We start from the raw sequence: 25,465 nt of genomic DNA on the forward strand, positions 1-25,465 counted from the left end.
TTGTCGATGAGGAAGCTGCGATCGCGTGTGACGGTGGAAGGGCTCGATCGCGCTCCGCACCGGGCCTTCATGCGCGCGATGGGGCTGGACGATGCCGACATCGCCAAGCCGATGATCGGCGTCGTTAGCCAGAAGGGCGAGCAGACGCCCTGCAACATGACGCACGATTTCCAGGTCGATGCGGCGAAGACGGGCGTCTCCGAAGCCGGCGGCACGCCGCGGGAATTCGCCACCGTCTCGGTCTCCGACGGCATCAGCATGAACCATGAGGGGATGAAGTTCTCTCTGTTCTCGCGCGAGCTGATTGCCGACTCCATCGAGGCCGTGGTCCATGGCCTGGCCTATGACGCGCTGATCGGCTTCGGCGGCTGCGACAAGACCCTGCCCGGCGTCATGATGGGCATGGTCCGCTGCAACGTTCCGTCGATCTTCATCTATGGCGGCAGCGCGCTGCCCGGCAAGTACCGGGGCAGGACGCTCACGGTGCTCGACTCGTATGAAGCGGTCGGCAGCTACATGACCGGCGAGATCGATGCACAGACGCTCGAAGGCATCGAGCGGACCTGCCTGCCGACCATCGGCGCCTGCGCCGGGCAGTTCACCGCCAACACCATGGGCATGCTGTCGGAGGCGATGGGCCTGTCGATGCCCAACGTCTCGATGATCCCCGGAATCTATGCCGAGCGCGCGCACGTCGCGCGGCAGGCCGGACGCCTGATCATGCAGATGCTCGCGCATGGCGGCCCGCTGCCGCGCGACATCGTGACCCGGAAGGCGCTGGAGAACGGGGCGGCCATCGTCGCGGCTACCGGCGGCTCCACCAACGCCGCGCTGCATCTGCCGGCGATCGCCAATGAGGCCGGCATCCGCTTCACCCTCGACGATGTCGGTGAGGTGTTCGCGCGCACGCCGCTGATCGGCAATCTCAGGCCGGGCGGCAAGTACACGGCGAAGGACGTCTACGACGTCGGCGGCGCCGCCGTGGTGATCCGCGCGCTGATCGAGAGCGGCCACATCGACGGCTCCTGCATCACTGTCACGGGCCGCACGCTGGCTGATGAATACGGCTCGGCCAACCCGCCGGACGGCGAGATCGTCTTCAGCCCGGCCAAGCCCATCATGGCGGATGGCGGCGTGGCCGTCCTCAAGGGCAACCTCGCGCCCGACGGCGCCGTCATCAAGATTGCCGGCCTCAAGAGCCTGGTGTTCGAGGGCCGCGCGCGGGTGTTCGAGGACGAGGAGGCCTGCGTCGCCGCGGTCCGCGCGCGCAGTTATCAGGCGGGCGAGGTGCTGATCATCCGCAACGAAGGTCCGGTCGGCGGTCCGGGGATGCGCGAGATGCTCGGCGTCACCGCGCTGATCTATGGCCAGGGCATGGGCGAGAAGGTTGCGCTGATCACCGACGGCCGCTTCTCCGGCGCCACCCGCGGCATGTGCATCGGCTATGTCTCGCCGGAAGCCTTCGTCGGCGGTCCGCTGGCGATGGTGCAAGACGGCGATCCGATCCGCATCGATGCCAAGGCGCGCACGCTCGATGTGCTGCTTGATGACGTTGAGCTGGCTTCGCGCCGCAAGCACTGGACGCAGCGGCCGCCGCGGCACCGCGCGGGAGCGCTGGCGAAGTATGCGAAATTGGTCGGGCAGGCGCCGCTCGGCGCCGTCACGCATGAGGGACCGGCCGAATGGCCCTGGTTCGATCAGGAGCAGCAATGAGCGGCGCGCGTGGGACGATTGGCAGGGTTCTTGCTAATCTTTCCAGGTCCCCGTCATTCCGGGGCAATCGTCGAGGCGCAGACGCGAAGCGGTTGCGCTTCGATGATTGAACCCGGAATCTCGAGCTTGTTGAGCATGACGCAAGGCAATCTCGAGATTCCGGGTTCAAGGCCTTTCGGCCTTGCCCCGGAATGACGGCGGATGTGGTTTAAAACGATCGTCTGCGGCAGTCTTCATGCCTGATATCACGGAGCCTCTAAGCGTGCTGCATCGGAAAGAGAAGCCGACATGGGCGTGACCCCGATCCGACCCGGCCAGCTCGCGGGCGCTCCGCTCGGCCGCCGCGCGGCCACGCCGATCATCGAGATCGATCACGTGTCGCAGGTGTTCAAGACGTCGTCGCGCCGCGACCACACTGCGCTGTCGGACATTTCGCTTTCGGTCGGCGAGGGCGCCTTCGTCTCCATCCTCGGGCCCTCCGGCTGCGGCAAGTCGACCTTGCTCTACATCGTCGGTGGCTTCGTCAGCCCCACCAAAGGCACGGCGAAGATGAAGGGCAAGCCGATCACCGGTCCCGGCACTGATCGCGGCCCGGTGTTCCAGGAGTTCGCGCTGTTTCCCTGGAAGAGCGTGCTCGGCAACGTCATGTATGGTCCGCTGCAGCAGGGCAAGAAGCCGGCGAAGGCCGAGGCGCTCGCGCGGACTTTGCTCGCCATGGTCGGACTTACCGGCTTCGAGAAATTCTATCCCAAGGAGCTCTCCGGCGGCATGAAGCAGCGCGTCGCGCTGGCGCGCACGCTGGCCTACGGGCCGGAGGTGCTGCTGATGGACGAGCCGTTCGGCGCGCTCGACGCGCATACGCGCACGCGGCTGCAGAACGACCTGCTCGACATCTGGGAGCGCGACCGCAAGACGGTGCTGTTCGTGACCCACTCGGTCGAGGAAGCCGTGTTCCTGTCCGACAAGGTCGTGATGATGTCGCGCTCGCCTGGCCGCATCCGCGAGGTGATCGACATCGACCTGCCGCGCCCTCGACGCCGCGAGGAGCTTCTGCTGGACCCGCGCTACCAGAAATACATCGTCGACATCGAGCGCATGTTCGACGATTCCGGTGACAACGAGCTGCCGTCATGAACGGCCTGCTGAAGCCGCTCGCGCCGGTGCTGGCTTGCTGCGGTCTGCTGCTGGCGTGGCAGCTCGCCTCGCTCGGGCTGAAGAACGACAGCTTTCCGACCGCGCTGGAATCGCTGCGTGCGATCCCGCCGATCCTCACCGACAAGGAATCCCTGATCAACATCCTGGCCTCGCTGCGGCGGATGGCGATCGGCTTCGCGCTGGCGCTTGCGTTCTCGATTCCGCTCGGGCTCCTGATGGGGCGCAGCCGGTCGACAGCCGCCTTCTTCAATCCGCTGCTGATGCTGATCTATCCGGTGCCGAAGGCGGCGCTGATGCCAATCATTATGCTGTGGCTCGGCGTCGGCGACATCTCCAAGACGTTGGTGATCTTCCTCGGCGTCAGCCTTCCGGTGATCTACCACAGCTTCGAGGGCGCCAAGGCGGTCGAGGAGAAGATGCTGTGGTCGGGTGCGGCGATGGGGCTCTCGGCCGGCGAGCGCCTGCTGCGCATCGTCCTGCCCGCGGCGCTTCCGGAGATCCTCACCGGCTGCCGCACCGGAATCGTGCTGGCGCTGATCACGATGGTGACGAGCGAGATGATCGCGCGGCAGTCCGGCGCCGGCAACATCCTGTTCAACGCGCTCGACATGGGCCAGTACGACACGGTGTTCGCGATGATCATCATCATCGGCGCCATGGGCATCTGCCTCGATGCGGCGTTCGAGGTCGTCAGGCGCTGGCTGGTGCGCTGGTCCGAGCCGCAGTTCGACATGCCGCTGAGCTTCTCATGACGCGCACCTCCAACGACATCCTCCTTGGCGCCGCGCCGATCGTGCTGGTCCTGCTGCTGTGGCAGGGGCTGGTGTCGTTCGGCTATGCGCCGCCGACCCTGCTGCCGCCGCCGGGGCAGGTGTTTTTGCGGATGGGCCAGCAGCTCACCAGTGTCACGTTTCAGCAGGACATCGCGGCAACGCTGTTCCGGCTGTTCGCCGGCTTTGCGATCGCCGTGGCGCTCGGTGTTTCCCTTGGAATTGCCGCTGCGGTGAGCCCGCTTGTCAACGCCGCCGTCAAGCCGATCGTGCGCGTGCTGGCGCCGCTGCCGAAGGTCGCGCTCTATCCGGCGTTCCTGCTGCTGCTCGGCTTCGGCCACGAATCCAAGATCATGCTGGTGGCGGCGGACGCGCTGTTTCCGATCCTGCTGTCGACCTACTACGGCGCGACGACCGTCGAGCAGAAGCTGATCTGGTCGGCGCTCGCGGCCGGCACGCCGCCGCGCGACGTCTTGTGGAAGGTGGTGCTGCCGGCCGCGATGCCGTCGATCCTGACCGGCTGCCGCATCGGCCTCGTGATCTCTTGCATCGTCGTGTTCCTGGCCGAGATGATCACCTCGACCGACGGGCTCGGTCACGTGCTGGTGACCGCCGCGCGCACCTTCCAGGCTGTCGACATGTTCGTGCCGCTGATCACGATCTCGCTGCTGGGTCTCATTCTCAACGCCCTGCTGCAAGGCCTGCGCGCTTATCTGCTGCGCGGCTTTCCCTCAGTCTGATAACAACACCAACAACAATCGGGAGAACGTACCATGCTGGCGGATCGCATCGAGGCGAAATGGATCGACGCATTCTGCGAGATCTTCGAGCGCTGTGCCGTCAAGGCGGGTGACACCGCCGCGATCCTGTCGGAAACGCAGTCGCGCGCCCTCAACGTCCACCTTGCGGAGTTGGCGCTGTTGCGGATGGGGGCGCGTCCGTTCCATGTCGTGGTGCCGACCCCGCGCAACAAGCATCCCGTTCCCGTCCGTTCGACCGGCGCGTCGGAGGCGATCGGCAAGCTCGGGCCGGTGGTCTCAGCGCTGCAGCAGGCCGGCTTTGTCGTCGACTGCACCATCGAAGGCTTGATGCATGCGGTGGAGACGCCGGAGATCCTGAAAGCCGGCGCGCGCATTCTCGTGATCTCCAACGAGCATCCCGAGGCGCTCGAGCGCATGGTGCCCGACTCTGCGCTCGAGAAGCGCGTGCGCGCCGCCGCCAAGATGCTGCGCGGCACCAAGCGGATGCGCGTGACCTCGAAGGCCGGCACCGATCTCGACGTGATCATGGAGGGCGCCTCCACCGTCGGCGTCTGGGGCTGGACCGACCGTCCCGGCACGCTCGCGCATTGGCCGGGCGGCATCGTCGTCAGCTTCCCCAAGAGCGGCTCCGTCAACGGCACCATCGTGATGGCGTCCGGCGACATCAACCTCACCTTCAAGCGCTATCTCACGTCACCGGTGACGATGACCCTCTGCGACGACTACGTCACCGGGCTGGACGGCGAGGGTGCCGATGCCGCGATGATGCGTTCCTATCTCGCCTCCTGGGGCGACCGCGAGGCCTATGCGGTGTCGCATGTCGGCTGGGGCATGAACCCCGGCGCGCGCTACGAGGCGCTGACCATGTACGACCAGCGCGACACCAACGGCACCGAGTTGCGCGCCGTCCCCGGCAATTTCCTGTTCTCCACCGGCGCCAACGAATTCGCCGGCCGCTACACGGCTGGCCATTTCGACCTGCCGATGATGGGCACCACGATCGAGCTGGACGGTGTGGCCGTGATCAAGGAGGGCGTGCTGCAGGACGTGTTCGGATAGTTCTCGTTGTGGCTCGCGAGCACGCGCCCAGCGGGCAGTGTACTCCCCTCTCCCTTGCGGGGAGGGGAGCGCACCGTCACCGTGGTGGGTAGATCGCCCTAAATGGCGAAGCGTCCGCGATGAGCAACGGAAGATGCCCGGGGCGTATTCCGAAAAAAATAATTTACTTGCTATTTTTCGGAATTCATGGTTCTCTCTCGCCATCCCGCCTCACTGCGGAGGGGCGTTGCGCGCGATCGTCACGACACGCGAGGCGGGGAGCGATGGCCGCGAGAGATCGCAGCGTCCTCTCATGAGGGCGCGGACGAACGATCGATTGCGGACGTGAAGTCGCAGCGTCCTGACACCCCGAAGCTGGTGTCCAGCGCAATGCGCCTAAAGCGCATTGTTGCCATGGTGGCCAACAAGCCCGGCGCACCAGGGAGACTGCGTATAAGCGTGAAGACCGTCGCGCAGGGAAGGCCGGGTGTTTCCGGCTGCACCTGTGGTACCTGCCGCCTGCATTCTTTTTCGCAGGCGGGCCGCAGGCGTCAGCCGACGCCTGGCCTTCCCTGCGCCCTCTGCATTTGAAGAGGGACGAACTGATCGCAACGCTCGGGCGCAAATGCGCCGCGAGAACGAGACGTCATGCCGCCCGCTGTTTGACCCGTGTTCCGATCCACCCACCATTGTCGTCCTGGGCAAGCCGTGACGCGCAAAGCGCGTCGCGGCGCCGACCCGGGATCCATACTCCGCGGCAGTCATTGTTTTGCGAGATGATCGACGCGCGTCCCCAAACTCCTCCCTGGGGTTATGGGTCCCGGCGCTCGCCGGGACGACGGCAGAGTTTGTTGATGCAGTTGCAGTTGATACCCGCAAAGGGCCGGCAGCGACACCGCTGTAGGGTGGGCAAAGCAGCCGCCCGCAGGGCGGTTGCGTGCCCACCGTGCATCCAGGCATGCGGAGCGACATGGTGGGCACGGCGCGCGATGGAGCGCAGCATGAGGCGCGCAGTGTCGCCTGCGCGCCTTTGCCCACCCTACGGCTATGCGCCACGCGACGATCAGCCTCGCTGCGTGCTCAATCCACAACCGGCGGCCGGGCGAGCTTGAAATGCCGCAGCATGTCGACCAGCGCGCCGAGCCGCTGCTCGCGATAGGCTGCGACATCCATACCGGAATAATCGAGGAATCCGGCGCCGGTGCGCAGGCCGATGCGGCCCTCCGCCATGTTGCGCTCGATCACCTCGGGCGCGCGATAGCGGTCGCTGTGGAGCGCGCCCTCGAGATAGCGGCTGGCGTAGTAGAGGATGTCGCCGCCGCCCCAGTCGATGAATTCGAGCAGGCCGAGCACGGCGTAGCGGAAGCCGAAGCCGTAGCGGATCGCCTTGTCGATCTCCTCGGCGCTGGCGACCCCTTCGCCGACCATGCGCGCCGCCTCATTCATGGCGAGCGCCTGGATGCGCGGCACGATGAAGCCCGGCGTGGCCGCGCAGACCACCGGCACCTTGCCGATGCCTTCGAGCAGCGCCTTCAGCCGCGCCGTGACATCGGGATCCGTCGCCTGGCCCGGCGAGATCTCGACCAGCGGGATCAGATAGGCCGGGTTGAGCCAGTGCGCATTCAGGAAGCGCTCAGGGCGCTCCACCGCACCGGAGAGATCGTTGACCAGGATCGTCGAGGTCGTCGAGGCGATGATCACGTCGGGCGCGACCGCGCGCGACGCTGCCCCGAGCACCTCGCGCTTGAGGTCCACGATCTCCGGCACGCCTTCGAACACCAGCGTCGTCTGCGCCAGCACATCGCTGCTCGCGCTGGCCGGCGCGACGGCGATATTGCCCATCAGCTTTTCGGCATCGGCGGCTTGCAGCATCCCGAGCCGCGCCAAGGTCGCGAACGTCGCGCCGACCTCGCCGAGCGCGTCGCGCTCCAGCCCGGCGAACTCCTCCGGCGTGCGCGACTTGATGTCGATCATCGTCACGGGATGGCCGGCATAGGCGAAGGCCACGGCGATGCCGCGGCCCATGCGGCCGGCGCCGAGGCAGGCGATATGACCGCGCCCGCTCATTGAGCAAATCCATCACGCAGCAGCGCCTGCAGCGCGGTCCGGTCGAGACCACCAAGGCCGAGGCGGGCGAGCGTGCGTCCCGTTGCCATGAAATCCTCGCCGCAGATCGCACCGCCGATGGCCAGGAAGGCGCGGGCGAGCGGCGTCGGCGTGCCGCTCAGCTCGGCGGCCGAGATCAGGAACGACAGGCCGAGCCTGAGATCCTCGCGCATGTAGCGGTGCTGCATCAGCACGAGCTGCTCGCGCCAATCGCCGGAATCGGTGAGCCGGTCGTGCGAGCCGCGGCCGTACATCCAGATCTCGCCCTCCTTGGCGTAGTGATGCGCCAGCGGAAAATGCGGCGCGCCGTAGCCGAGCGCTTCGCGCACCGCAATCCGCTCCGCATCGAGCGCATCGGTGACGCGGCGGATCGAAGGTTGCGTGCCCTCCTTGTGGATGTCCCAGCGCTCGAAATGCTCGATCGGACCTGCATTCATCACGATCAGCGGCGGATGGATGATGCAGCCGGCATTCATCAGCGCGCCCGACAGCGCGTCGCCACAGGGCTCGATCACGCCGGGGAAGGCGCGGCCGATGACATCGAGCGCATGTGCGGCCGTGTTCAGCGGAAACACGCCGACCGGCAGCCGCTTGGCCCGGATGGTGATCGCGACCTCGAACGGGCCGTGCTTGCGCGTCAGCCAGGGCAGCGTGCCGGTCTCGGCGTAGCTGATGTTGGCTTCATTGCCGGCATCACGCGCGGCCGCCGCGAAGATCATCGTGCCGAAGGTCGCCGGCGGCAGGAATACGACCTGACCGTCGACGAGATGCGGCGCAAGTTGGTGCGCGATGGCTGCCTGCGTGAAGGCCGGTGCCGGGCAGAGGATCAGCTCGGCGCCATAGACGGCCTCGCCGATATCCGTCGTGACCAGCGCCAGCCTGGCCTCATGACGGCCATTGACGTCCTTGACGATGATCGTCGAGCCCGCCGCGCGATGCTGCGCGACAGCGTCCACATCGCGGCGCCACAGCCGGACCTCGTGACCTCCGAGCGCGAAATCGCCTGCCGCTGCAAAGGAGCCGTTGCCGCCGCCGAGCACTGCAATTTTCAAGAGCGCGTCTCCATGCCGATCATTTGGGGCCATCGATCTGGCGCAGCAGATGGTGCTGCACCTTGCCGAGCGCAGTGCGCGGCAGGTCGTCGACGAACACGATGTCGCGCGGCACCTTGAAGCGCGCGAGCTGCGCCTGCAGATGCGCGCGCAAGGTGTCCGCATCGAGCGCGCAGCCCTGGCGCTTGACGACGAACGCTACCGGCACCTCGTCCCAGCGCGGATCGGGCCGGCCGATCACGCCGCATTCGACGACGTCGGGATGCTCGCCGAGCACGCGCTCGATCTCGGCCGGATAGACGTTCTCGCCGCCGGAGATGATCATGTTGTTCTTGCGCTCGAGCACGAAGAAGTACCCCTCGGCATCGCGCTGGGCGATGTCGCCGGTGCGGTACCAGCCGTCATGGATCGCCTGCTGCGTGACTTTGGCGTTGCCCCAATATTCGAAGAACAGATTGGGCCCGCGCACGGCGATCTCGCCCGCTTTGCCCGCCGAAAGCTCGTCGCCGTCCTTGTCGATGATCTTGGCTTCGCAGCACAGCCCGGGCAGGCCGGTCGAGCCTGCGCGCGAGAGGTCGCCGCCGAGCCGTGTGTAGACCGCGATCGGGCAGGTCTCGGTCGAGCCATAGACCTGCAGCACCGGCACGCCGCGCGCGGTGATGCGTTCGATCAGCGCCGGCGGCACGATGCTCGATCCGGTCGCAACAGCCCTGAGCGAGGACAGGTCCGTCGCATTCCAATCGGGATGCTCGGTGACGGCCTGGATGGTTGCCGGCACCAGCACGGTCAACGTCGGCCGTTCGTTGACGATCGCCGCCAGTGTCGAATCCGGCGTGAAGCGGGTGTGCAGCGTAACGGTGGCGCCGTGATGCAGCGCCGGCGTAGTCTGGATGTTGAGGCCGCCGACATGGAACAGCGGCAGCACCGTCAGCACGTGATCGTCGGAGGTGAGGCCATGCATGTGCTGGCTCATCACCCCATTCCACAGCAACGCCTCCTGGCGCAGCACCGCGCCCTTCGGCCGGCCCGTGGTGCCCGAGGTGTAGACGATCAGCAGCGGGCAGGAGAGGTCGATGTGCGGGTTGCGATCATCGCCGTGACCGCGGCCCAGCAGATCGTCGATCTGCAATCCGTTCGACGGCGAACAGTCGATGCCGACCGGCACGGTCTCCGGATGGCTCTGGGCGAGCGCCGGCAGCACCGGCGCGAACGCCTGCTCCAGCACCAGCACCTTGGCGGCAGCATCCGAGAGAATGAAGACCTGCTCGGCCACCGCCAGCCGCCAGTTCAGCGGCACCAAGATCGCGCCGAGTCGCGCACAGGCATAGAGCAAGACCAGATAGTCCGGCCGGTTGAGGCTCAAAATCGCGACGCGGTCGCCGCGTCCGACGCTGAACTCGGATTTCAGCGCCCGCGCTGTCCGCGCTATGCGCTCGCTGAAATCGGCATAGCTCAGCGTCCTGCCTTCGAAGTGGATCGCCGGCTTGTCCGGCGTGAACGCCGCGTTGCGCTCGATCAGGCTGCAGAGGTCCACGCTCAGTCGTCCGTCTCGCCGGGCTCGTACAGTGCCTCGCGGCCGATGCGGTCGAGGCACAATTCGGCGGTCCAGGGCAGCATCAGGGAGCCGCAACGGCTGTCGCGATAGATGCGCTCCAGCGGCAGCGTCTTCAGCATCGATTGCCCGCCGCATGTGCGGATGGCGAGCGCCGCCAAGTCATTGGCGCCCTCCATCACCGAGTACTGCGCCGCATACGCGCGCAGCACCTGCTCCTTGCTCGGATTGGCTCGCGCCTCGGAGACGGCCTGGAACCAGATTCCCTTGATCTGCTCCAGCTTGATCTGCATCTGCGCGACCGCGATCTGCTTGGTCGGGTACATCCGCCGCTTGACCGGCGGCATGCCCGGCACCTCGCCGCGCAGATATCTGACGGTGAAGTCATACGCAGCCTGCGCCAGCCCCATATAGGTCGGCGACAACGTCATGAACATGTGCGGCCAGCGCATCGCCGCCTGGAAATAGACGCCGCGCGGCATCAAGGCGGCGTCCTCCTCGACGAAGACATCCTTGAAAAGCAGCGTGCGTGACACCGTGCCGCGCATGCCCAGCGGATCCCAGTCGCCGACGACAGAGACGCCCTCCGTTTTCGCCGGCACCGCGAGATAGAGCGTGTTGCGGCGGGACGCCTTCTCGCCCTCGCTGACCTCGGTGCATAGCACACCATAATAGTCCGCGTGTCCGGCGAGCGAGGCGAAGATCTTCTTGCCGTTGACCAGCCAGCCGCCCTTGACCGGCTTGGCCTCGGTACCGAACGCGACGCCGCCCGCTGCCGCCGCGCCACCCTCCGAGAAGGGCTGCGAATAGATCGCGCCGTCGTCGACGATGCGCTTGTAGTGGATCGCGCGCCGCCGCTCGTGCTCGGCGCGGACGTCCTCGTCCATGTCGAGATCGTCGGCGAGCGGTCCGGACCATAAGGTCGAGCAAACGTGCATGTTCCAGGTCAGCGCCGTGGCGCCGCAATAGCGACCGATCTCGGCGGCGGTGAGTGCATAGGTCTGGTAGCCCGCGCCGAGGCCGCCGAGAGCCTTGGGAACGGAGATGCCGAGCAGGCCCGCGCGATGCAGGTCCTTGTAGTTCTCAGTCGGAAAGCTCGCCTCGCGATCCCAGGTCGCGGCGCGGCCCGCCAGCACGCTCTGCCCGAGTTCCCGGGCCCGTGTGATGATGTCGGCCTGCTCGGCCGTGAGCCGATATGCGGCCGGATCGAACATCGGCGCATCGAGGGCTTCGCCGGAGGCCATCGCCGTCTTCTGGACCGGGATCGTCATCATCTCTCCGCTGTCGCTGGTGTTGCATGTGTCGTCAGGAACGTATCGAGTGCGGCGTTGAACTCGCCGGGCCGTTCGAGATTGACGAGATGGCCGGCGCCCTGAAGTTCGACGTAGTCCGACGAGGGAATGAAGCTCGCCATCTTCTCCATCATCGGCGCCGGCGCGTTGCGATCCTTCGAGCCCGAGAGCACCAGCGTCGGCACCTTGATGTCCTTCAAGGCTTGTCGCCGGTCGAAACCGAGCAGGGCCAGCATGCTGGTGCGATAGCTTGCCTCGGGTACACCGGCCATGCAGGAGGTTGCAATTTCAAGGCCGCGCGGATCGGGATCGTCGCCGACCAACTCCTTGACCAGGTCCGGCGCCAGCGACGCCATCGTCGCGCCCCGATCGAGCGGTCCGAGACGCGCCTCGATGAACGACTTCTGCCAGTCGCCGTCGGCCTTGCCGAAGGCCGGGCTGGTCTGAGCCAACACCACGGCCGACGCGGCCTGCGGATGCGTCGTCAACCATTCCTGTACGATCATCCCGCCGATGGAATGACCAACGAGGATCGGCTGCTTGGCGCCGATCTGGCTCAGGAAATCTTGAAGCGCAGCGGCGAGCGTGGTGATGCTGGCCGTCTCGAGCCGGGCGGATTGGCCATAGCCTGGCATGTCCCAGGCCACCGCATGGCGGCGCTCGCCGAAATAGTCGAGCTGACCGCGCCAGGCGCGTGCCGCGCCGCCGATGCCGTGCAGGAACACCACGGTCTGCCGCTCGGGCGCCCCCGACGCCTCGTAGCCGAAGCGGCCGTCCTTCGTGGTGGTGATTTGCGACGCAGGCACGCAGACCTCCGAGATATGCCTGTATACCGCTACGCTGCTCGCTCCAGGCCCTTGAACGCTAGTCGCGGTAACCGAGGTGTCAAGCCGCTTCGGGCGTGTTGTTGCAAAAATTTGAAGTTTAAAATAACTTCGAGGCCGCGATCGTATTGCAAGAGATGAGGAGGCGCGCGTGTCGGGATTGCCTGCAGCTGCGCATGCGATGGTGACGGGCGGCGGACGCGGCATCGGCCGCGAGATCGCGCAAGCCCTGAAGCTTGCCGGCGCAACCGTGACGATCGTCGGGCGCAACGGCGCAACGCTCGATGAGGCGATCGCAGCCGGCTGCGCCGATTACGCCGCCATTGCCGATGTTGCCGATCAGGCCGCGCTGAACGCGGCCGTTGCCGCCGCTGTTGCGCGCCAGCCGATTGACATCCTGATTGCCAATGCCGGAAGTGCCGAGTCCGCCCCGTTCCTGAAATCGGATGCCGCGCTGTTCCGTCGCATGATCGACATCAATCTCATGGGTGTCGTGCATGCCGTGCAGGCAGTGCTGCCGGCGATGAGGGCAAAGTCGTATGGCCGCATCGTTGCGGTCGCGTCGACGGCAGGGCTCAAGGGCTATCCTTACGTCAGCGCCTACACCGCAGCGAAGCATGCTGTCGTGGGCCTGACGCGCTCGCTCGCGCTGGAGCTGGCTGCGACGCGCGTGACAGTCAACGCAGTCTGCCCAGGCTTCACCGATACGGATCTCGTCGCCGACAGCGTGGACAACATCATGAAGAAGACCGGCCGCAGCCGGGAGCAGGCGATCGCCGAGCTTGCCAAGCATAATCCTCAGGGGCGGCTCATCATGCCGCAGGAAGTCGCTGATACCGTGCTGTGGCTGTGCGGCAGCGGTGCCGGTGCGATCACGGGACAGGCGATCGCTGTGGCCGGCGGCGAGGTGTAGACCGTAGCGCCCAACGATAAGATTTGAAGGAAGGAAGCCGACATGTCGAGACACGCCAATCCCGTCACCGTGCCGTTGGCGGACTACAAGCCCAGCCATTTCCTGCTAGCGGTCAAGGATCGCGTCGCGATCGTGACGTTGAACCGGCCCGAGCGCAAGAACCCGCTGACCTTCGAGAGTTATCGCGAACTGACCGACTTCTTTCGGGCCTGCGCGTTCGACGACGACGTCAAGGCGATCATCGTGGCCGGTGCAGGCGGCAATTTCTCGTCCGGCGGCGACGTGTTCGAGATCATCGGTCCGCTGGTGAAGATGGACACCAAGGGTCTGACCGCCTTCACCCGGATGACCGGCGATCTCGTCAAGGCGATGCGGGCCTGTCCGCAGCCGATCGTCGCGGCGGTCGAAGGAATCTGTGCAGGCGCTGGCGCGATCGTTGCGATGGCCTCCGATATCAGGCTGGCTGCAACCGGTGCCAAGGTCGCGTTCCTGTTCAACAAGGTCGGCCTTGCCGGTTGCGACATGGGGGCCTGCGCGATCCTGCCGCGCATCATCGGTCAGTCCCGCGCGTCCGAACTGCTCTACACCGGCCGCTTCATGAGTGCCGACGAGGGCGAGCGCTGGGGTTTCTTCAGCCGCATCGTCGCACCCGCCGACGTGCTGGCGCAGGCCGTGGTGTTGGCAACCGAGATCGCGAACGGCCCGACTTTCGCCAACACGATGACCAAGCGCATGCTGGCGATGGAATGGGCGATGTCGGTCGAGGAGGCGATCGAAGCCGAGGCAGTTGCCCAGGCCTTGTGCATGACGACGGAGGATTTTAACCGCGCCTTCGAGGCCTTCGCGGCCAAGTCGAAGCCGGTCTTCCAGGGCAATTGACAAGCGGAGGGAACCGAAGGGGCTTGCCAGGAGATATTTTAGGGTTAAAATAATTTTCATTGGCTCGGCTCTCCAGTGGAGGCGCTCATGAAGATCGCGATCATCGGCGGCGGACCTGCCGGTCTCTATGCGGCGATATTGCTCAAGAAGCAGCGGCCCAGCGCCGACATCGCGGTCTACGAGCGCAACCGCGCCGACGACACGTTCGGATTCGGCGTGGTGTTCTCCGATGCCACGCTCGACAATTTCGAGAAGCATGACCTGCCGAGCTACCAGCGGATCACCCAGGAATTCGCCTACTGGGATGATATTGCCGTGCATTTCCGCGGCACGGTCCACCGGGTCGGCGGCAATGGTTTCTGCGGCTGCTCGCGCCGCACGCTGCTGCGAATCCTGCAGGAGCGTGCGCGCGAGCTGGGCGTGACCCTGCAGTTCGAGGTCGACCTCGAGGACGAGTCGCAATTCGCTGATGCGGATCTCCTGATCCTGTCTGACGGCATCAACAGCCGCTTCCGCCAGAAATACGTCGATCACTTCCAGCCCGAGGTCGATCTGCGCGCCAACAAGTTCGCGTGGATGGGATCGACCAAGCCGCTCGACGCCTTCACCTTCATCTTCCAGGAGACGGAGTGGGGCCCGTTCATCGCGCACGCCTATCAGTACGAGACGGGCCATTCGACCTGGATCTTCGAGACCGATCCAGAGACCTTCGAGCGGGCCGGCCTGACCGGGCTCGATGAGCGGCAATCCGCCGACCGCATGAAGGAGATCTTCGGCTGGTTCCTCGGTGATCATCCGCTGCTGATCAACCGCTCGATGTGGCGCAACTTCCCGATGATCCGCAACAAGCGCTGGGTCAAGGACAACATGGTGCTGCTCGGCGACGCCAAGTCGACCGCGCATTTCTCGATCGGCTCGGGCACCAAGCTCGCGATGGAAGACGCGATCGCGTTGGCTGACGCCATGCAGCGCGCGCCCAATATTCCGGCCGCACTGGATCTTTATGAGCATGGCCGCCGCGAGGAGGTCGAGAAGACGCAGCATGCCGCCGACGTGTCGCTGGTCTGGTTCGAGCACGTCGACCGCTTCTGGGATTTCGATCCGGTGCAGTTCGCGTTCGGCGTGATGACGCGCTCGAAGGCGATCACCTACGACAATCTCACCTTGCGCGCGCCGGATTTCGTGGCCGAGGTCGACAAGGCGTTCGCGCGGCAGGTTCGCGCGAAGGGCTTCGACGTCGACGTCGAGAAGCCGGTCGCGCCGATGTTCCAGCCGCTCAAGCTGCGCGAGATGACGATCGCAAATCGCGCGGTGCTGTCGCCGATGTGCATGTACTCGGCGGCGGAGGGTGTGCCCGGCGATTTCCATCTCGTGCACTATGGCTCGCGCGCGATCGGCGGCGCCGGTCTGCTGTTCACCGAGATGACCTGCGTCAGCCGCGAGGCCCGCATCACGCCCGGCTGCGCCGGTCTGTGGAACGACGCGCAGGAGGCCGCTTGGAAGCGCATCGTCGATTTCGTTCACGCCAACTCGCAAGCCAAGTTCGCGCTGCAACTTGGCCATGCCGGACGCAAGGGCGCGACCAAGCTGATGTGGGACGGCATGGACCGGCCATTGGAGCAGGGCGGATGGGAGATCGTGTCGGCGTCGCCGCTGCCGTACTTCCCTGACAGCCAGGTGCCACGCGAGCTCGACCGCGCGGCGATGGACGCGATCAAGGCCGATTTCGTCGCCGCGGCCGAGCGTGGCGAGCGCTGCGGCTTCGACATGCTCGAGCTGCACTGCGCCCACGGCTATCTGCTGGCGAGCTTCATCTCGCCGTTGACCAACAAGCGGACCGACGCGTATGGCGGCGCGCTGGAGAACCGGCTGCGCTTCCCGCTGGAAGTGTTTGCCGCGATGCGCGCGGCGTGGCCGGCGCACAAGCCGATGTCGGTGCGCATCTCGGCCACCGACTGGGCCGAGGGCGGCGTCGCTGGTGACGACGCGGTGCTGATCGCCCGCGCCTTCGGCGAGGCGGGCGTCGATCTCGTCGACGTCTCGACCGGTCAGACGGTGCGCGAGGCCAAGCCGATCTACGGCCGCATGTTCCAGACGCCCTTCTCCGATCAGGTCCGCAACGAGGCCCATGTCGCCACCATGTGCGTCGGCAACATCACCTCGGCCGATCAGGTCAACACCATCCTCGCCGCCGGCCGCGCCGATCTCGTCGCGCTCGGCCGCCCGCATCTGGTCGACCCCGCCTTCACCATGAAGGCCGCGGCCTGGTATGGCGCCGACATGTTCTGTCCGCCGCAATATCTGCCGGGCAAAGAGCAGATCTTCCGCAACAGCGTGCGGGAGCGGCAGGATTTCGAGGAGCTGAAGATTAAGGCTAAGCCGAAAACGCGGGCGGAGCTGAAGGCCGAGGCTGCGAAGCCGCTTGCGGCGGAGTAAGCCGCTGTGCCACGCTGCGGCCAGGTACGTCCTGAGCGAGTGGAGTAGGGCGCGATGAAGGCGATCATCGTTGGCGGCGGTATCGGTGGATTGACCACGGCGCTGATGCTGCGGGCGCGCGGCATCGACTGTGAGCTGTTCGAGCAGGCGGATGCGATCCGCGAGCTCGGCGTCGGCATCAACACCCTGCCGCACGCGATCCGCGAGCTCGCCCAGCTCGGACTGCTCGACCGGCTCGACCAGGTCGCCATCCGCACCTCCGAGCTGTTCTACCTGACTCGGCGCGGCCAGGAGGTCTGGCACGAAGCGCGTGGGCTCGACGCCGGCCATGACGTGCCGCAATTCTCGATTCATCGCGGCCGGCTGCAGAGCGTGATCCACCAGGCGGTGGTGGAGCGGCTCGGGCCGGAGAAGGTCCACACCGGCTGCCGGCTCGGCGCCTTCACCCAGGACGAGGGCGGGGTCACCGCCTATTTCTTCGATCGCAGCGGGTCTCATGTCCACACCGTCCGTGGCGACGTGCTGATCGGCGCCGACGGCATCCATTCCAAGGTCCGGCAGACGCTGTTCCCCAACGAGGGCGCGCCGTGCTGGAACGGCCTGATGCTGTGGCGCGGCGCCACCGACTGGCCGGTGTTTTTGACCGGGCGGTCGATGATCATCGCCGGCGGCCTGAACGCCAAGGCGGTGATCTATCCGATCGCCGAGGGCTCGAGCCCCGCGACCCGCCTCACCAACTGGGCCGTGCTGGTGCGCATCGGCGATGCCAACACTGCGCCGCCGCGGCGTGAGGACTGGTCGCGGCTCGGCAAGACGGACGAGCTGATGCCGCATGTCAACGGTTTCTCCATTCCCCAGGTCGACTTCGCCGCCATGGTGCGGGCGACGCCGGAGTTCTGGGAATATCCCTGCTGCGACCGCGATCCGCTGCCGACCTGGTCGAGCGGCCGCGTCACCTTGCTCGGCGATGCCGCGCATCCGATGTACCCGGTCGGCTCCAACGGCGCCTCGCAGGCCATTCTCGATGCCCGCGCGCTCGCCGATGCCTTGGCCCGCTCCGAGCATCCGCGCCAGGCGCTGATGGCCTATGAGCAGAAGCGGCTGCCGATGACCGCCGAGATCGTCGCGTCGAACCGCCGCGGCGGTCCCGAGGGCGTCATCGATGCCGTCGAGCAGCTTGCGCCGCAGGGCTTCACCGACATCAACACCATCCTGAACTACGAGGCCCGCGAGGGCATCGTGCGCGGCTATGCCAGCCGGGCCGGCTTCGCCGCGCGGATGGTCACGCGGCAAGCCTCGTAGCATCAGATCCTCACGCCCCCGGAGGCGGGGGCAGGAAGTGGATGTTGTGCTCGGCGGCGAGCTTGACCACGTCGTCGGGGTTCTGCTCGCGCATGTTGTGGATCGCCCAGAACAGCTCGTAGAGCCGCCGCGTTGGCGACACCCAGAACAGCGTCTTGGCCGTCTGCTGCGACTTGTTGAAGATGCCGTGCGGCTTGCCCATCGGCAGCCGCACCGTGTCGCCGGCGGTGGCGTATTCCTCGGCGCCGTCGAGGAAGAAGTCGAGCCGGCCTTCGAGGATGTAGAGATATTCGTCCTGGTCGGGATGGATGTGCGGCGGCACGAAGGTGCCGACCGGGAACGTCGCATGCCAGGAGAAGCTGTGCTCGGTGCGGTTCTTCGGCACATAGATCTGGCCGAGGATGTTCCAGGAGATGCCCTGGATGCCCTCATTGGCCCGGGTGATGCCGGCGATTTCCGGATGGCTCATGTTGGTTTCGCTCCGTGTTTTTACTTGGCCGCACAGTCCTTGGCGTAGCGGTCGGCGTAGTTCTCGAACACCTTCTGCACGATCTCGGTCTGGAACTTGCCGTCCGGACGCTTGGCGACCTTGGTTAGATAGAAGTCCTGGATCGGGTAGCCGTTGGTGTTGAATTTGAAGTTGCCGCGCAGCGAGGCGAAATCGGCCTTCTTCAGCGCCGCGGCCACGGCATCCTTGTTGCTGAGGTCGCCGCCGACCGCCTTCACGGCGCTGTCGATCAGCAGCGCGGCGTCATAGGCCTGCATGGCGTAGGTGCCGGGCACGCTGTTGTAGGCGGCCTCGTAACCGGCGACGAACTTCTTGCTCTGCGGATTGTCGAAATTCGGTGTCCAGTTGGCGCCGCCGAACATTCCGACCGCGGCATCCTGCTGCGCAGGGAGCGTGGACTCGTCGACGGTGAAGGCGGAGAGCACCGGGACGCTGTCGGCAAGGCCCGCCTGCTTGAATTGCTTGACGAGGTTCACGCCCATGCCGCCCGGCATGAAGGTGAACACGGCGTCCGGCTTTTGCGAGGAGATCTTGGACAGCTCGGGCTGGAAGTCGAGCGTGTTGAGCGGAACGTAGGACTCTTCGACGATCTCGCCCTTGTAGTCGAGCTTGAAGCCGGCGACGCTATCGCGCCCGGCCTGATAGTTCGGCACCAGCAGATACATCTTCTTGTAGCCGTGGTCCTGTGCGACCTTGCCGAGAACCGCGTGCACCTGGTCGTTCTGGTACGACGTCACATAGAAATACGGGCTGCACTCCTTGCCAGCGTAGCTCGACGGACCGGCATTCGGGCTGATCAGGAAGGTCTTGTTCTCCGTGATCGGGCGGTGGATCGCCTGCAGCATGTTGGAGAAGATCGGGCCGACGACGAAGTCGACCTTGTCGCGCTCGAGCAGGCCCTTGGCCTTGGTGATCGCGGCGTCCGGCTTCAGCTCGTCGTCGGCGACGACCACCTCGACGTCCTTGCCGCCCATCTTGCCGCCGAGGTCCTTGATCGCGAGATTGAAGCCGTCGCGGACCTGCCCGCCGAGCGCGGCGGCCGGCCCCGAAAGGGTGACGATGACGCCGATCTTGATCTTGTCGGCGGCCAGCGTCGGCTGCGCCAGCAGGCACGCGACGACGCCAAGTCCAGCGCCGAGACCGACCAGCTTCGAACTCACTTTCATGACAACTCCCCCGGATGCGGAAATTCAGGTTTATGTTTTTTGCACCTGACCAGATGATGCGTCAGACCGCAGCTTGGTCTCAAGCCTAGTCCGATGACGCCCTTACCCGCAAGCGAGCTGCTGGCGGAAAGGGTGGTTTCGGCGTGCATGCAAGCGCCGCGCCAATTGCTTGAAGGTTAAAGGAATTGTCGTCCCTTCATGCTCCGCCGCGAGGACGGTACGTTTTTCCTTGCTCCCGGAAGGTCCTGAAGGTCAAACTCACGAGCCTCGCTGGACGAGGCTGAACGTGCCCAAGTGATTCCGTCATGACGCTTGATTCCGAGACCAAGGCCGTCGAGCTGCCCGAGGACCATGCCGAGGAGCTGCGGCTGTGGCTGCGCCTGCTCACCTGCACGACCCTGATCGAGGGCGAGATCCGCAGCCGGCTGCGCGAGCGCTTCGACGTGACCCTGCCGCGTTTCGACCTGATGGCGCAGCTCGACAAGGCGCCTGATGGCATGACCCTGTCCGATGTCTCCAAGCGCATGATGGTTTCGAATGGAAACGTGACCGGGCTGGTCGAGCGCCTGGTCGAATCCGGCCATCTCGATCGCCGCACTTCGGAGACCGATCGTCGGGTTCAGGTGATCCGCCTGACCAAGCTCGGCCGCGCCGAATTCCGCAAGATGGCGGCCGAGCACGAGACCTGGATCGCGGACATCTTCGGCGATCTCACGGAGAAGGACGTGCGTGAGCTGATGCGGCTGCTCGCCAAGACCAAGGGATCGGCGCAGAAAGCCGTGCAGCGCCGGCAGGATTGACGCGAGCCTGACAGGACGTCGCAGGCGACGCTGCTGCGCGCGGCAAACGCTCAAACAATTTGCTGGCAGTGCACAATCTTCGGCTCTTGCGTCCAGATGTTTTAAGTCTAAAATGTTTAGGACTGAAACGTACCGGGCGTCTTTCCTTTCAGACAGGAGCCTGTGATGGCCGCCGCCGCCAAAGCTCAACTTCCGGACAGCGCAAAGGCGCATAGCGCCCATGTCGACACCTTCGCTCAGGGCAATCTGCCGCCGCGCGAGCTGTGGCCCGACTTCGTGTTCAGCCGGCCCGAATTCCACTATCCGCCACGGCTGAACTGTGTGACGCATTTCGTCGACCGCTGGGTCGAGGAAGGGCGGGGCGATGCGCCCTGCATCATCAGCACCGAGGTCAGCTACACCTATTCCGAGCTGCAGGCCCTGGTGAACAAGATCGCCAACGTGCTCGTCAGCAAGCTCGGCCTGGTGCCCGGCGGCCGCGTGCTCTTGCGCTCCGCCAACAACCCGATGATGGTTGCCACCTATCTGGCCGTCATCAAGGCCGGCGGCATCGTCGTCGCCACCATGCCGCTGTTGCGCGCAAAGGAGCTGTCCTATCCGATCCAGAAGGCGCAGATCGCGCTGGCGCTGTGCGACGGCAAGCTCGCCGACGAGATGGAAAAGACGCGCGCGGTCGCGCCGGCGCTGAAGCAGGTCGTCTACTGGGGCAATGGAAAGCCCGACTCGCTGGAAGCGCTGATTGCGGATGTTAGCCCTGAGTTCACCGCGGTCGATACCGCCTCCGACGATCTCTGCTTGATCGCCTTCACCTCGGGCACGACCGGCGATCCGAAAGGCACGATGCATTTCCACCGCGACATGCTGGCGGTCTGCGACGGCTACGCCCGCAACGTGCTGCGCGCCAATCAGGGCGACCGCTTCATCGGCACGGCGCCGCTCGCCTTCACCTTCGGCTTCGGTGGAGTGCTGTTTCCGATGCATATCGGCGCCTCCTATGTCGTGCTGGAGAAGACGACGCCAGACGATCTGCTCGGTGCGATCGAGCGCTACAAGGCGACCGTCTGCTTCACGGCGCCGACCGCCTATCGCGCCATGCTGAGCAAGCTGGAGGGGCGCGACATCTCCTCGCTGCGCAAATGCGTCTCCGCCGGCGAGACCTTGCCGAAGCCGACCTTCGACGCTTGGCTCAAGGCCACGGGGCTCAAGCTGATGGATGGCATCGGCTCGACCGAGATGCTGCACATCTTCATCAGCGCCGTCGAGGACGAGATCCGTCCGGGTGCCACCGGCAAACCGGTGCCGGGCTACGAGGCCAAGATCATCGACGATGAAGGCCGCGACGTGCCGCCGGGGACCATGGGGCGGCTCGCGGTGCGCGGTCCCACCGGCTGCCGCTATCTCGCCGACGAGCGTCAGCGCAAATACGTACAGAACGGCTGGAACGTCACCGGCGACACCTATGTCATGGATGAGGACGGCTACTTCTGGTACCAGTCGCGCTCCGACGACATGATCGTGTCGTCCGGCTACAACATCGCCGGGACCGACGTCGAGGCGGCGCTGCTGACGCATCCCGCGGTCGCCGAATGCGGCGTGGTCGGTGCGCCCGACGAGGCCCGTGGCATGGTCGTGAAGGCCTATGTCGTGCTGGCGCCAGGCGCCGAGGGCACCCCGGCGCTGGTGGCCGAGCTGCAGGAGCATGTCAAACGCGAGATCGCGCCGTACAAATATCCGCGCGCGATCGAGTTCGTGACGCAGCTGCCCAAGACCGAGACCGGCAAGCTGAAGCGGTTCGCCCTGCGCGCGATCGCACAGGCCGCCGCTGCGCCATCGTCGGGCACGGGCGCGTAGCAGAGACAGGGAGAGACGTTCGTGAGCACGACCAAAGCGCCCACGCTCGCCGTGGTGAAGCAGGAGGAGGGCGAAGGCCTGCGCGTCCTGCAGCCGAGCGGCTGGCCGATGCCGAAGGGCTATGCCAACGGCATCAGCGCGGACGGACGGATCGTTGTGACCGGCGGCGTCATCGGCTGGGACGCGAACGAGACGCTGGCCGAGGGCTTCGTGGCGCAGGTGCGGCAGGCGCTGCAGAACATTGCCGCCATCCTGGCCGAGGGCAACGCCGGGCCGGAGCATCTGGTGCGGCTGACCTGGTACGTCGTCGACATGGACGAGTATCTCGCCAATCTGAAGGATCTCGGCAGGATCTATCGCGAGATCTTCGGCAGCCACTATCCGGCGATGGCGCTGGTGCAGGTGGTGCGGTTGGTCGAGAAGGCCGCGCGCGTCGAGATCGAGGCGACCGCGGTGGTGCCGCGCTGAGGGCGACGTTCGAGCGGGAGGCGCGAGACCATGGAGATCTCCGTAAAATGCTGCGAAGCCGGGCTCCGCCGTGCGCATGCGTTCCTCCCACCGGTCTGGGCTCGGAGATAATTGAAGCAAAATCCGCGACGCGGTTTCGACCACACCTCGGCGTGCGACATTGCCCTCTCGCGGCGCAGATGCGTCCGAGCTGTGCTGGTCTCGTTCGCCCTCCTGAAATCGAGGGCGCAGGGAAGGCCGGGTGTCCACCACACCCGCGGCCCCCGTGCGAAAAAGTGCACGGGGCAGGAACCACAGGTGGGCCGAACATTCCGGCCTTCCCTGCGCGATGGTCTGACGGCTTATACGTGGTCTCCCTGGTGCACCGGGCTTGTTGGCCACCATGGCGCGCGCAATGCGCTGGGCATTGTCACGCACGTGATACCAGCATCGGGGTATCAGGACATCACGACTTCACCGTACGCCGCTACATCACTCGTCTGCGCGAGATGCGCATGATGCAACCACGTCCATCGCAGCCTGCCCCACGTATCGTGACGACGCGTACGTCCCTCTTCGCCGAGGCAGGATGAGCGCAACCATCGTCCTGATTTGCCCGACGACACAAGGCTGTGACGCTGCGACATGGTAACGCGACGGGCAGTCACATAGCAGGTCACGGATCTCGTGCGGAGCCATTCGTGGAACGAACAAATGTGGTCGTCAGATGAGAATGTCGCCGAACGACGGACTCCGGATCGCCATGCCGCAGACAAAAACCTGTTCGAGCGTGGCAGCGCAGTGGCGGGTGAGAGCAGGGGGCAGATTTGGACTGGAAATTCTTCGTGACGACGGCGCTGGCTGCCGCCATCGGGGCTGCGGCCGGTGCATTGGCGTTGGCAAGTGCTGGTGGCGGCGGCATCGAGCATCAGGCCGACGCCAAGATGCTGGAAATCGGCGTCGCTATCCTGCGCGAGCCGGCGCGGGTGGATGATGATCCGATGCGATCATGGGCGGTGAAAGTGGTAGAGAAGAAGTCCGGCGTGAGTTTTACCGATCAGCAGCGCGCGGCGTTGCTGAAGCGGGCGGCCGGGGGACGGTAGATCAGCGATCCGCTGAATAGCGTGGGCAAAGGCGTGCCTGCGCGATTGCCTGTTTGTCGATGCTGTGTGATAGCAGCCGTGCTGACCATCTTGTGCTGATAGATTTTAGTCGGCGCGCCCCGTGGACTCGGGACCGGTGTCATCAGGTGTCAGAACCAGTTGTGCCTCACGTTCCGGCCGGTGGTTATGGGTCCCGGCGTTCGCCGGGACGACGGTTGTGAGTGGGGCGCACAGCTGCGTAGGACTGCCCCAGTCGAGCGACAACCACCGCTGTCGTCCCGGCGAACGCCGGGACCCCAACCGCGGGACTTTCCTTGGGCCCGAATGGGAGAGATATCCAAGGCCCCGACGCGCTGCTCCATCATGTTGTCATTGGGAGGCGCGCAGCTTCGCTGCGCTCGCAATGACGGGGTGAGAGCGGGGGCTACTGATACGCCGACACGATATCGCTGACGGCGCGCTCCAGCTGCTGCGCGGTCGCGCAGGGGCGGACCACGTTGCAGAAGGTCTGGTAGCGCGGCATCTCGGAATCGCCCCAGCCCCAGGTCACGCGCCCTTCGGGGTTGAGCCAGACCACGCGCTTGGCGCGCTCCGAGATGGCTTTCAGGATGTCGGCGCGTGGGTCGAGCTTGTTGCTGCGGGCGTCGCCGAGCACGATCACGGTGGTCTGCGGCGTGACCGAGGCCATGAACTGCTTCTCGAAATCGACCAGCGAGCTGCCGTAGTCCGACGAGCCGAAGCCGACCTTGTCCATGATCTCGGCCATCGCCTCCTCGGCGGATTTCTGCTCCAGGATCTCGCTGACCTCGATCAGATGGCCGGAAAACGCGAACGAGCGGACGTCGCTGACGACGTCGTGCAGGCTGTGGATCAGCAGCAGGAAGAAGTCGGAGACGCGCGCGACCGAGCCGGAGACGTCGCACAGCGCCACGATCTTCGGGCGGTCGCGATGCCGCCGCTTCCACGCGGTGAGGAAGGGCACACTGCCCCAGGCGGCGTTGCGCCGGAGCGTGCGGCGGACGTCGAGATGGCCGCGGCGCTGGCGCTTGCGCGGCTTGCTGTAGCGCTCGCGCAGGCGGCGGGCGATCTGCCGGATCAGCGCCCGCATCGCCGCGACCTGGCGCGGCTCAATGCGCGATAGCTGCGCGTTGCGCAGGATCTCGTGGCGCAAATTCTCGGTTTCCTCGCGGCCGTACAGTGCGAGCGCCTGCGCAACGGCATCACGCACGGTGTCGCGCAGGCCATCGAGCCCGGCCTGCAGCCGTTCGGCCAGCGCAGGATTGCTTTCGGTCAGTGCGTCCAGATCGTCGCGCAGTCGCTGGATGCCCATCGTCTCCAGCATGCGGCTGGAGAACAGACCGCGCTGGGTGAAGTAGCGGATCTCGGAAAGGCCGACGGCGCTGGAGGCGTTGGCGATCGCAGCCGAGATCTCGGCCGTGCTCTGCGCGAGCAGCATCTGGGCAAGGGGGCCGAGCTCGGTATTCGCTTTGCCGGTCTGCTGCCCCAACGTCGGCGCTGGCTGGGCTTCGGTCTGCGCCGCCTCCTCTGATCCCTCGTTCGTCTCTGCCTGTGCCGGATCGACATGGGCGAAGAACAGGTCGAAGCAGGCGCCGAGCGCCTTCTTCTCGTCCTCGCTCTTGGCCAAGGTCAGCAGCAGGCTGTCGCGCAGCACCGTGCGATCGGACAGGCCCACGCGCGCCACTGCCCGCATCGCGTCGATGCTCTCGGCCGGCGAGACATGCACGCCGGCGCCGCGAGCGGCGCGAAAGAAGCGATGCAGGTTCTCCTGCATGGGGC

21 protein-coding genes are annotated in these 25,465 nt (G+C 65.8%); 13 read left to right on the forward strand and 8 right to left on the reverse strand.

Going from position 1 to position 25,465, the window contains the following annotated elements; all coding sequences use genetic code 11:
• Window positions 1–6 precede the first annotated feature (6 nt).
• The 5 genes from ilvD (at window position 7) to QX132_RS28940 (ending at window position 5,458) form a co-directional block, all read left to right on the forward strand.
• Window positions 7–1,713 carry a dihydroxy-acid dehydratase gene (gene ilvD, locus QX132_RS28920; protein WP_316163483.1) on the forward strand — a complete coding sequence of 569 codons (1,707 nt, stop codon included), beginning with the start codon at window positions 7–9 and terminating at the stop codon, window positions 1,711–1,713.
• 288 nt (window positions 1,714–2,001) lie between these two features.
• Entirely contained in the window at window positions 2,002–2,847 is an 846-nt protein-coding gene (locus tag QX132_RS28925; RefSeq protein ID WP_315741104.1) for an ABC transporter ATP-binding protein, read from the forward strand.
• Window positions 2,844–3,620, forward strand: coding sequence for an ABC transporter permease (locus tag QX132_RS28930; protein WP_315741105.1), 777 nt, complete (start codon window positions 2,844–2,846; stop codon window positions 3,618–3,620). Before QX132_RS28925 ends, QX132_RS28930 begins: the two co-directional genes overlap by 4 nt.
• A complete protein-coding gene (locus QX132_RS28935; protein WP_316163484.1) occupies window positions 3,617–4,378 on the forward strand; it encodes an ABC transporter permease in 762 nt (253 codons plus the stop codon). The genes QX132_RS28930 and QX132_RS28935 overlap by 4 nt, the downstream gene beginning before the upstream one ends.
• A gap of 33 nt (window positions 4,379–4,411) precedes the next feature.
• Complete coding sequence (locus QX132_RS28940) at window positions 4,412–5,458, forward strand: peptidase M29 (RefSeq protein ID WP_316163485.1); 1,047 nt, start codon at window positions 4,412–4,414, stop codon at window positions 5,456–5,458.
• Between the two features lie 1,059 nt (window positions 5,459–6,517).
• Here the strand turns inward: QX132_RS28940 and QX132_RS28945 are convergent.
• Genes QX132_RS28945 through QX132_RS28965 form a run of 5 tightly spaced genes read right to left on the reverse strand, consistent with a single transcriptional unit; the run spans window position 6,518 to window position 12,245 of the window.
• Window positions 6,518–7,504, reverse strand: a complete 987-nt coding sequence (locus tag QX132_RS28945) for a 3-hydroxybutyryl-CoA dehydrogenase (RefSeq protein ID WP_316163486.1) — start codon at window positions 7,502–7,504, stop codon at window positions 6,518–6,520.
• Window positions 7,501–8,595 carry an NAD/NADP-dependent octopine/nopaline dehydrogenase family protein gene (locus QX132_RS28950; RefSeq protein WP_316163487.1) on the reverse strand — a complete coding sequence of 365 codons (1,095 nt, stop codon included), beginning with the start codon at window positions 8,593–8,595 and terminating at the stop codon, window positions 7,501–7,503. Before QX132_RS28950 ends, QX132_RS28945 begins: the two co-directional genes overlap by 4 nt.
• A 19-nt stretch (window positions 8,596–8,614) precedes the next feature.
• Complete coding sequence (locus QX132_RS28955) at window positions 8,615–10,129, reverse strand: long-chain fatty acid--CoA ligase (protein ID WP_316163488.1); 1,515 nt, start codon at window positions 10,127–10,129, stop codon at window positions 8,615–8,617.
• A gap of 2 nt (window positions 10,130–10,131) precedes the next feature.
• Window positions 10,132–11,418 (reverse strand): acyl-CoA dehydrogenase family protein, encoded by a 1,287-nt coding sequence (locus QX132_RS28960; RefSeq protein WP_316163489.1) that lies wholly within the window; start codon window positions 11,416–11,418, stop codon window positions 10,132–10,134.
• Window positions 11,418–12,245 (reverse strand): alpha/beta hydrolase, encoded by an 828-nt coding sequence (locus QX132_RS28965; protein ID WP_316163490.1) that lies wholly within the window; start codon window positions 12,243–12,245, stop codon window positions 11,418–11,420. The genes QX132_RS28960 and QX132_RS28965 overlap by 1 nt, the downstream gene beginning before the upstream one ends.
• 169 nt (window positions 12,246–12,414) lie before the next feature.
• Here QX132_RS28965 and QX132_RS28970 point away from each other — a divergent pair, with 169 nt between their 5' ends.
• The 4 genes from QX132_RS28970 to QX132_RS28985 all read left to right on the forward strand — a co-directional run bounded on the left by QX132_RS28970 (window position 12,415) and on the right by QX132_RS28985 (window position 17,793).
• Window positions 12,415–13,176, forward strand: coding sequence for an SDR family oxidoreductase (locus QX132_RS28970; protein WP_316163491.1), 762 nt, complete (start codon window positions 12,415–12,417; stop codon window positions 13,174–13,176).
• 42 nt (window positions 13,177–13,218) lie between these two features.
• Window positions 13,219–14,055, forward strand: a complete 837-nt coding sequence (locus tag QX132_RS28975; RefSeq protein WP_315776324.1) for an enoyl-CoA hydratase family protein — start codon at window positions 13,219–13,221, stop codon at window positions 14,053–14,055.
• A gap of 87 nt (window positions 14,056–14,142) precedes the next feature.
• The gene (locus tag QX132_RS28980; RefSeq protein WP_316163492.1) at window positions 14,143–16,491 is read left to right on the forward strand and encodes a bifunctional salicylyl-CoA 5-hydroxylase/oxidoreductase; all 2,349 of its coding nucleotides are present in this window, start codon (window positions 14,143–14,145) and stop codon (window positions 16,489–16,491) included.
• Window positions 16,492–16,545: 54 nt separating this feature from the next.
• The gene (locus QX132_RS28985; protein ID WP_316163493.1) at window positions 16,546–17,793 is read left to right on the forward strand and encodes a flavin-dependent oxidoreductase; all 1,248 of its coding nucleotides are present in this window, start codon (window positions 16,546–16,548) and stop codon (window positions 17,791–17,793) included.
• Between the two features lie 10 nt (window positions 17,794–17,803).
• Here the strand turns inward: QX132_RS28985 and QX132_RS28990 are convergent, their stop codons facing one another.
• The gene (locus QX132_RS28990; protein ID WP_008963203.1) at window positions 17,804–18,262 is read right to left on the reverse strand and encodes a cupin domain-containing protein; all 459 of its coding nucleotides are present in this window, start codon (window positions 18,260–18,262) and stop codon (window positions 17,804–17,806) included.
• Between the two features lie 20 nt (window positions 18,263–18,282).
• Complete coding sequence (locus QX132_RS28995; RefSeq protein WP_316163494.1) at window positions 18,283–19,467, reverse strand: ABC transporter substrate-binding protein; 1,185 nt, start codon at window positions 19,465–19,467, stop codon at window positions 18,283–18,285.
• 305 nt (window positions 19,468–19,772) lie between these two features.
• Between QX132_RS28995 and QX132_RS29000 the strand changes: the two genes are divergently transcribed.
• From QX132_RS29000 to QX132_RS29015, 4 genes are all read left to right on the forward strand, one after another.
• On the forward strand, window positions 19,773–20,267 hold the full coding sequence (locus tag QX132_RS29000; protein WP_315741180.1) for a MarR family transcriptional regulator: 495 nt from the start codon (window positions 19,773–19,775) through the stop codon (window positions 20,265–20,267).
• 165 nt (window positions 20,268–20,432) lie between these two features.
• Window positions 20,433–22,118, forward strand: a complete 1,686-nt coding sequence (locus QX132_RS29005) for a benzoate-CoA ligase family protein (RefSeq protein WP_316163495.1) — start codon at window positions 20,433–20,435, stop codon at window positions 22,116–22,118.
• Between the two features lie 21 nt (window positions 22,119–22,139).
• Window positions 22,140–22,586: a RidA family protein gene (locus tag QX132_RS29010; RefSeq protein WP_315741182.1), complete on the forward strand. Its 447-nt coding sequence runs from the start codon at window positions 22,140–22,142 to the stop codon at window positions 22,584–22,586.
• 806 nt (window positions 22,587–23,392) lie between these two features.
• On the forward strand, window positions 23,393–23,668 hold the full coding sequence (locus tag QX132_RS29015) for a hypothetical protein (protein WP_315741183.1): 276 nt from the start codon (window positions 23,393–23,395) through the stop codon (window positions 23,666–23,668).
• Between the two features lie 424 nt (window positions 23,669–24,092).
• On the opposite strand, the gene QX132_RS29020 is transcribed toward QX132_RS29015, so the two are convergent.
• Window positions 24,093–25,460: a vWA domain-containing protein gene (locus QX132_RS29020; RefSeq protein ID WP_315773061.1), complete on the reverse strand. Its 1,368-nt coding sequence runs from the start codon at window positions 25,458–25,460 to the stop codon at window positions 24,093–24,095.
• Window positions 25,461–25,465 lie beyond the last annotated feature (5 nt).

The sequence above is a fragment of the Bradyrhizobium sp. SZCCHNRI20481 genome, assembly GCF_032485055.1.
Taxonomy (GTDB): domain Bacteria; phylum Pseudomonadota; class Alphaproteobacteria; order Rhizobiales; family Xanthobacteraceae; genus Bradyrhizobium.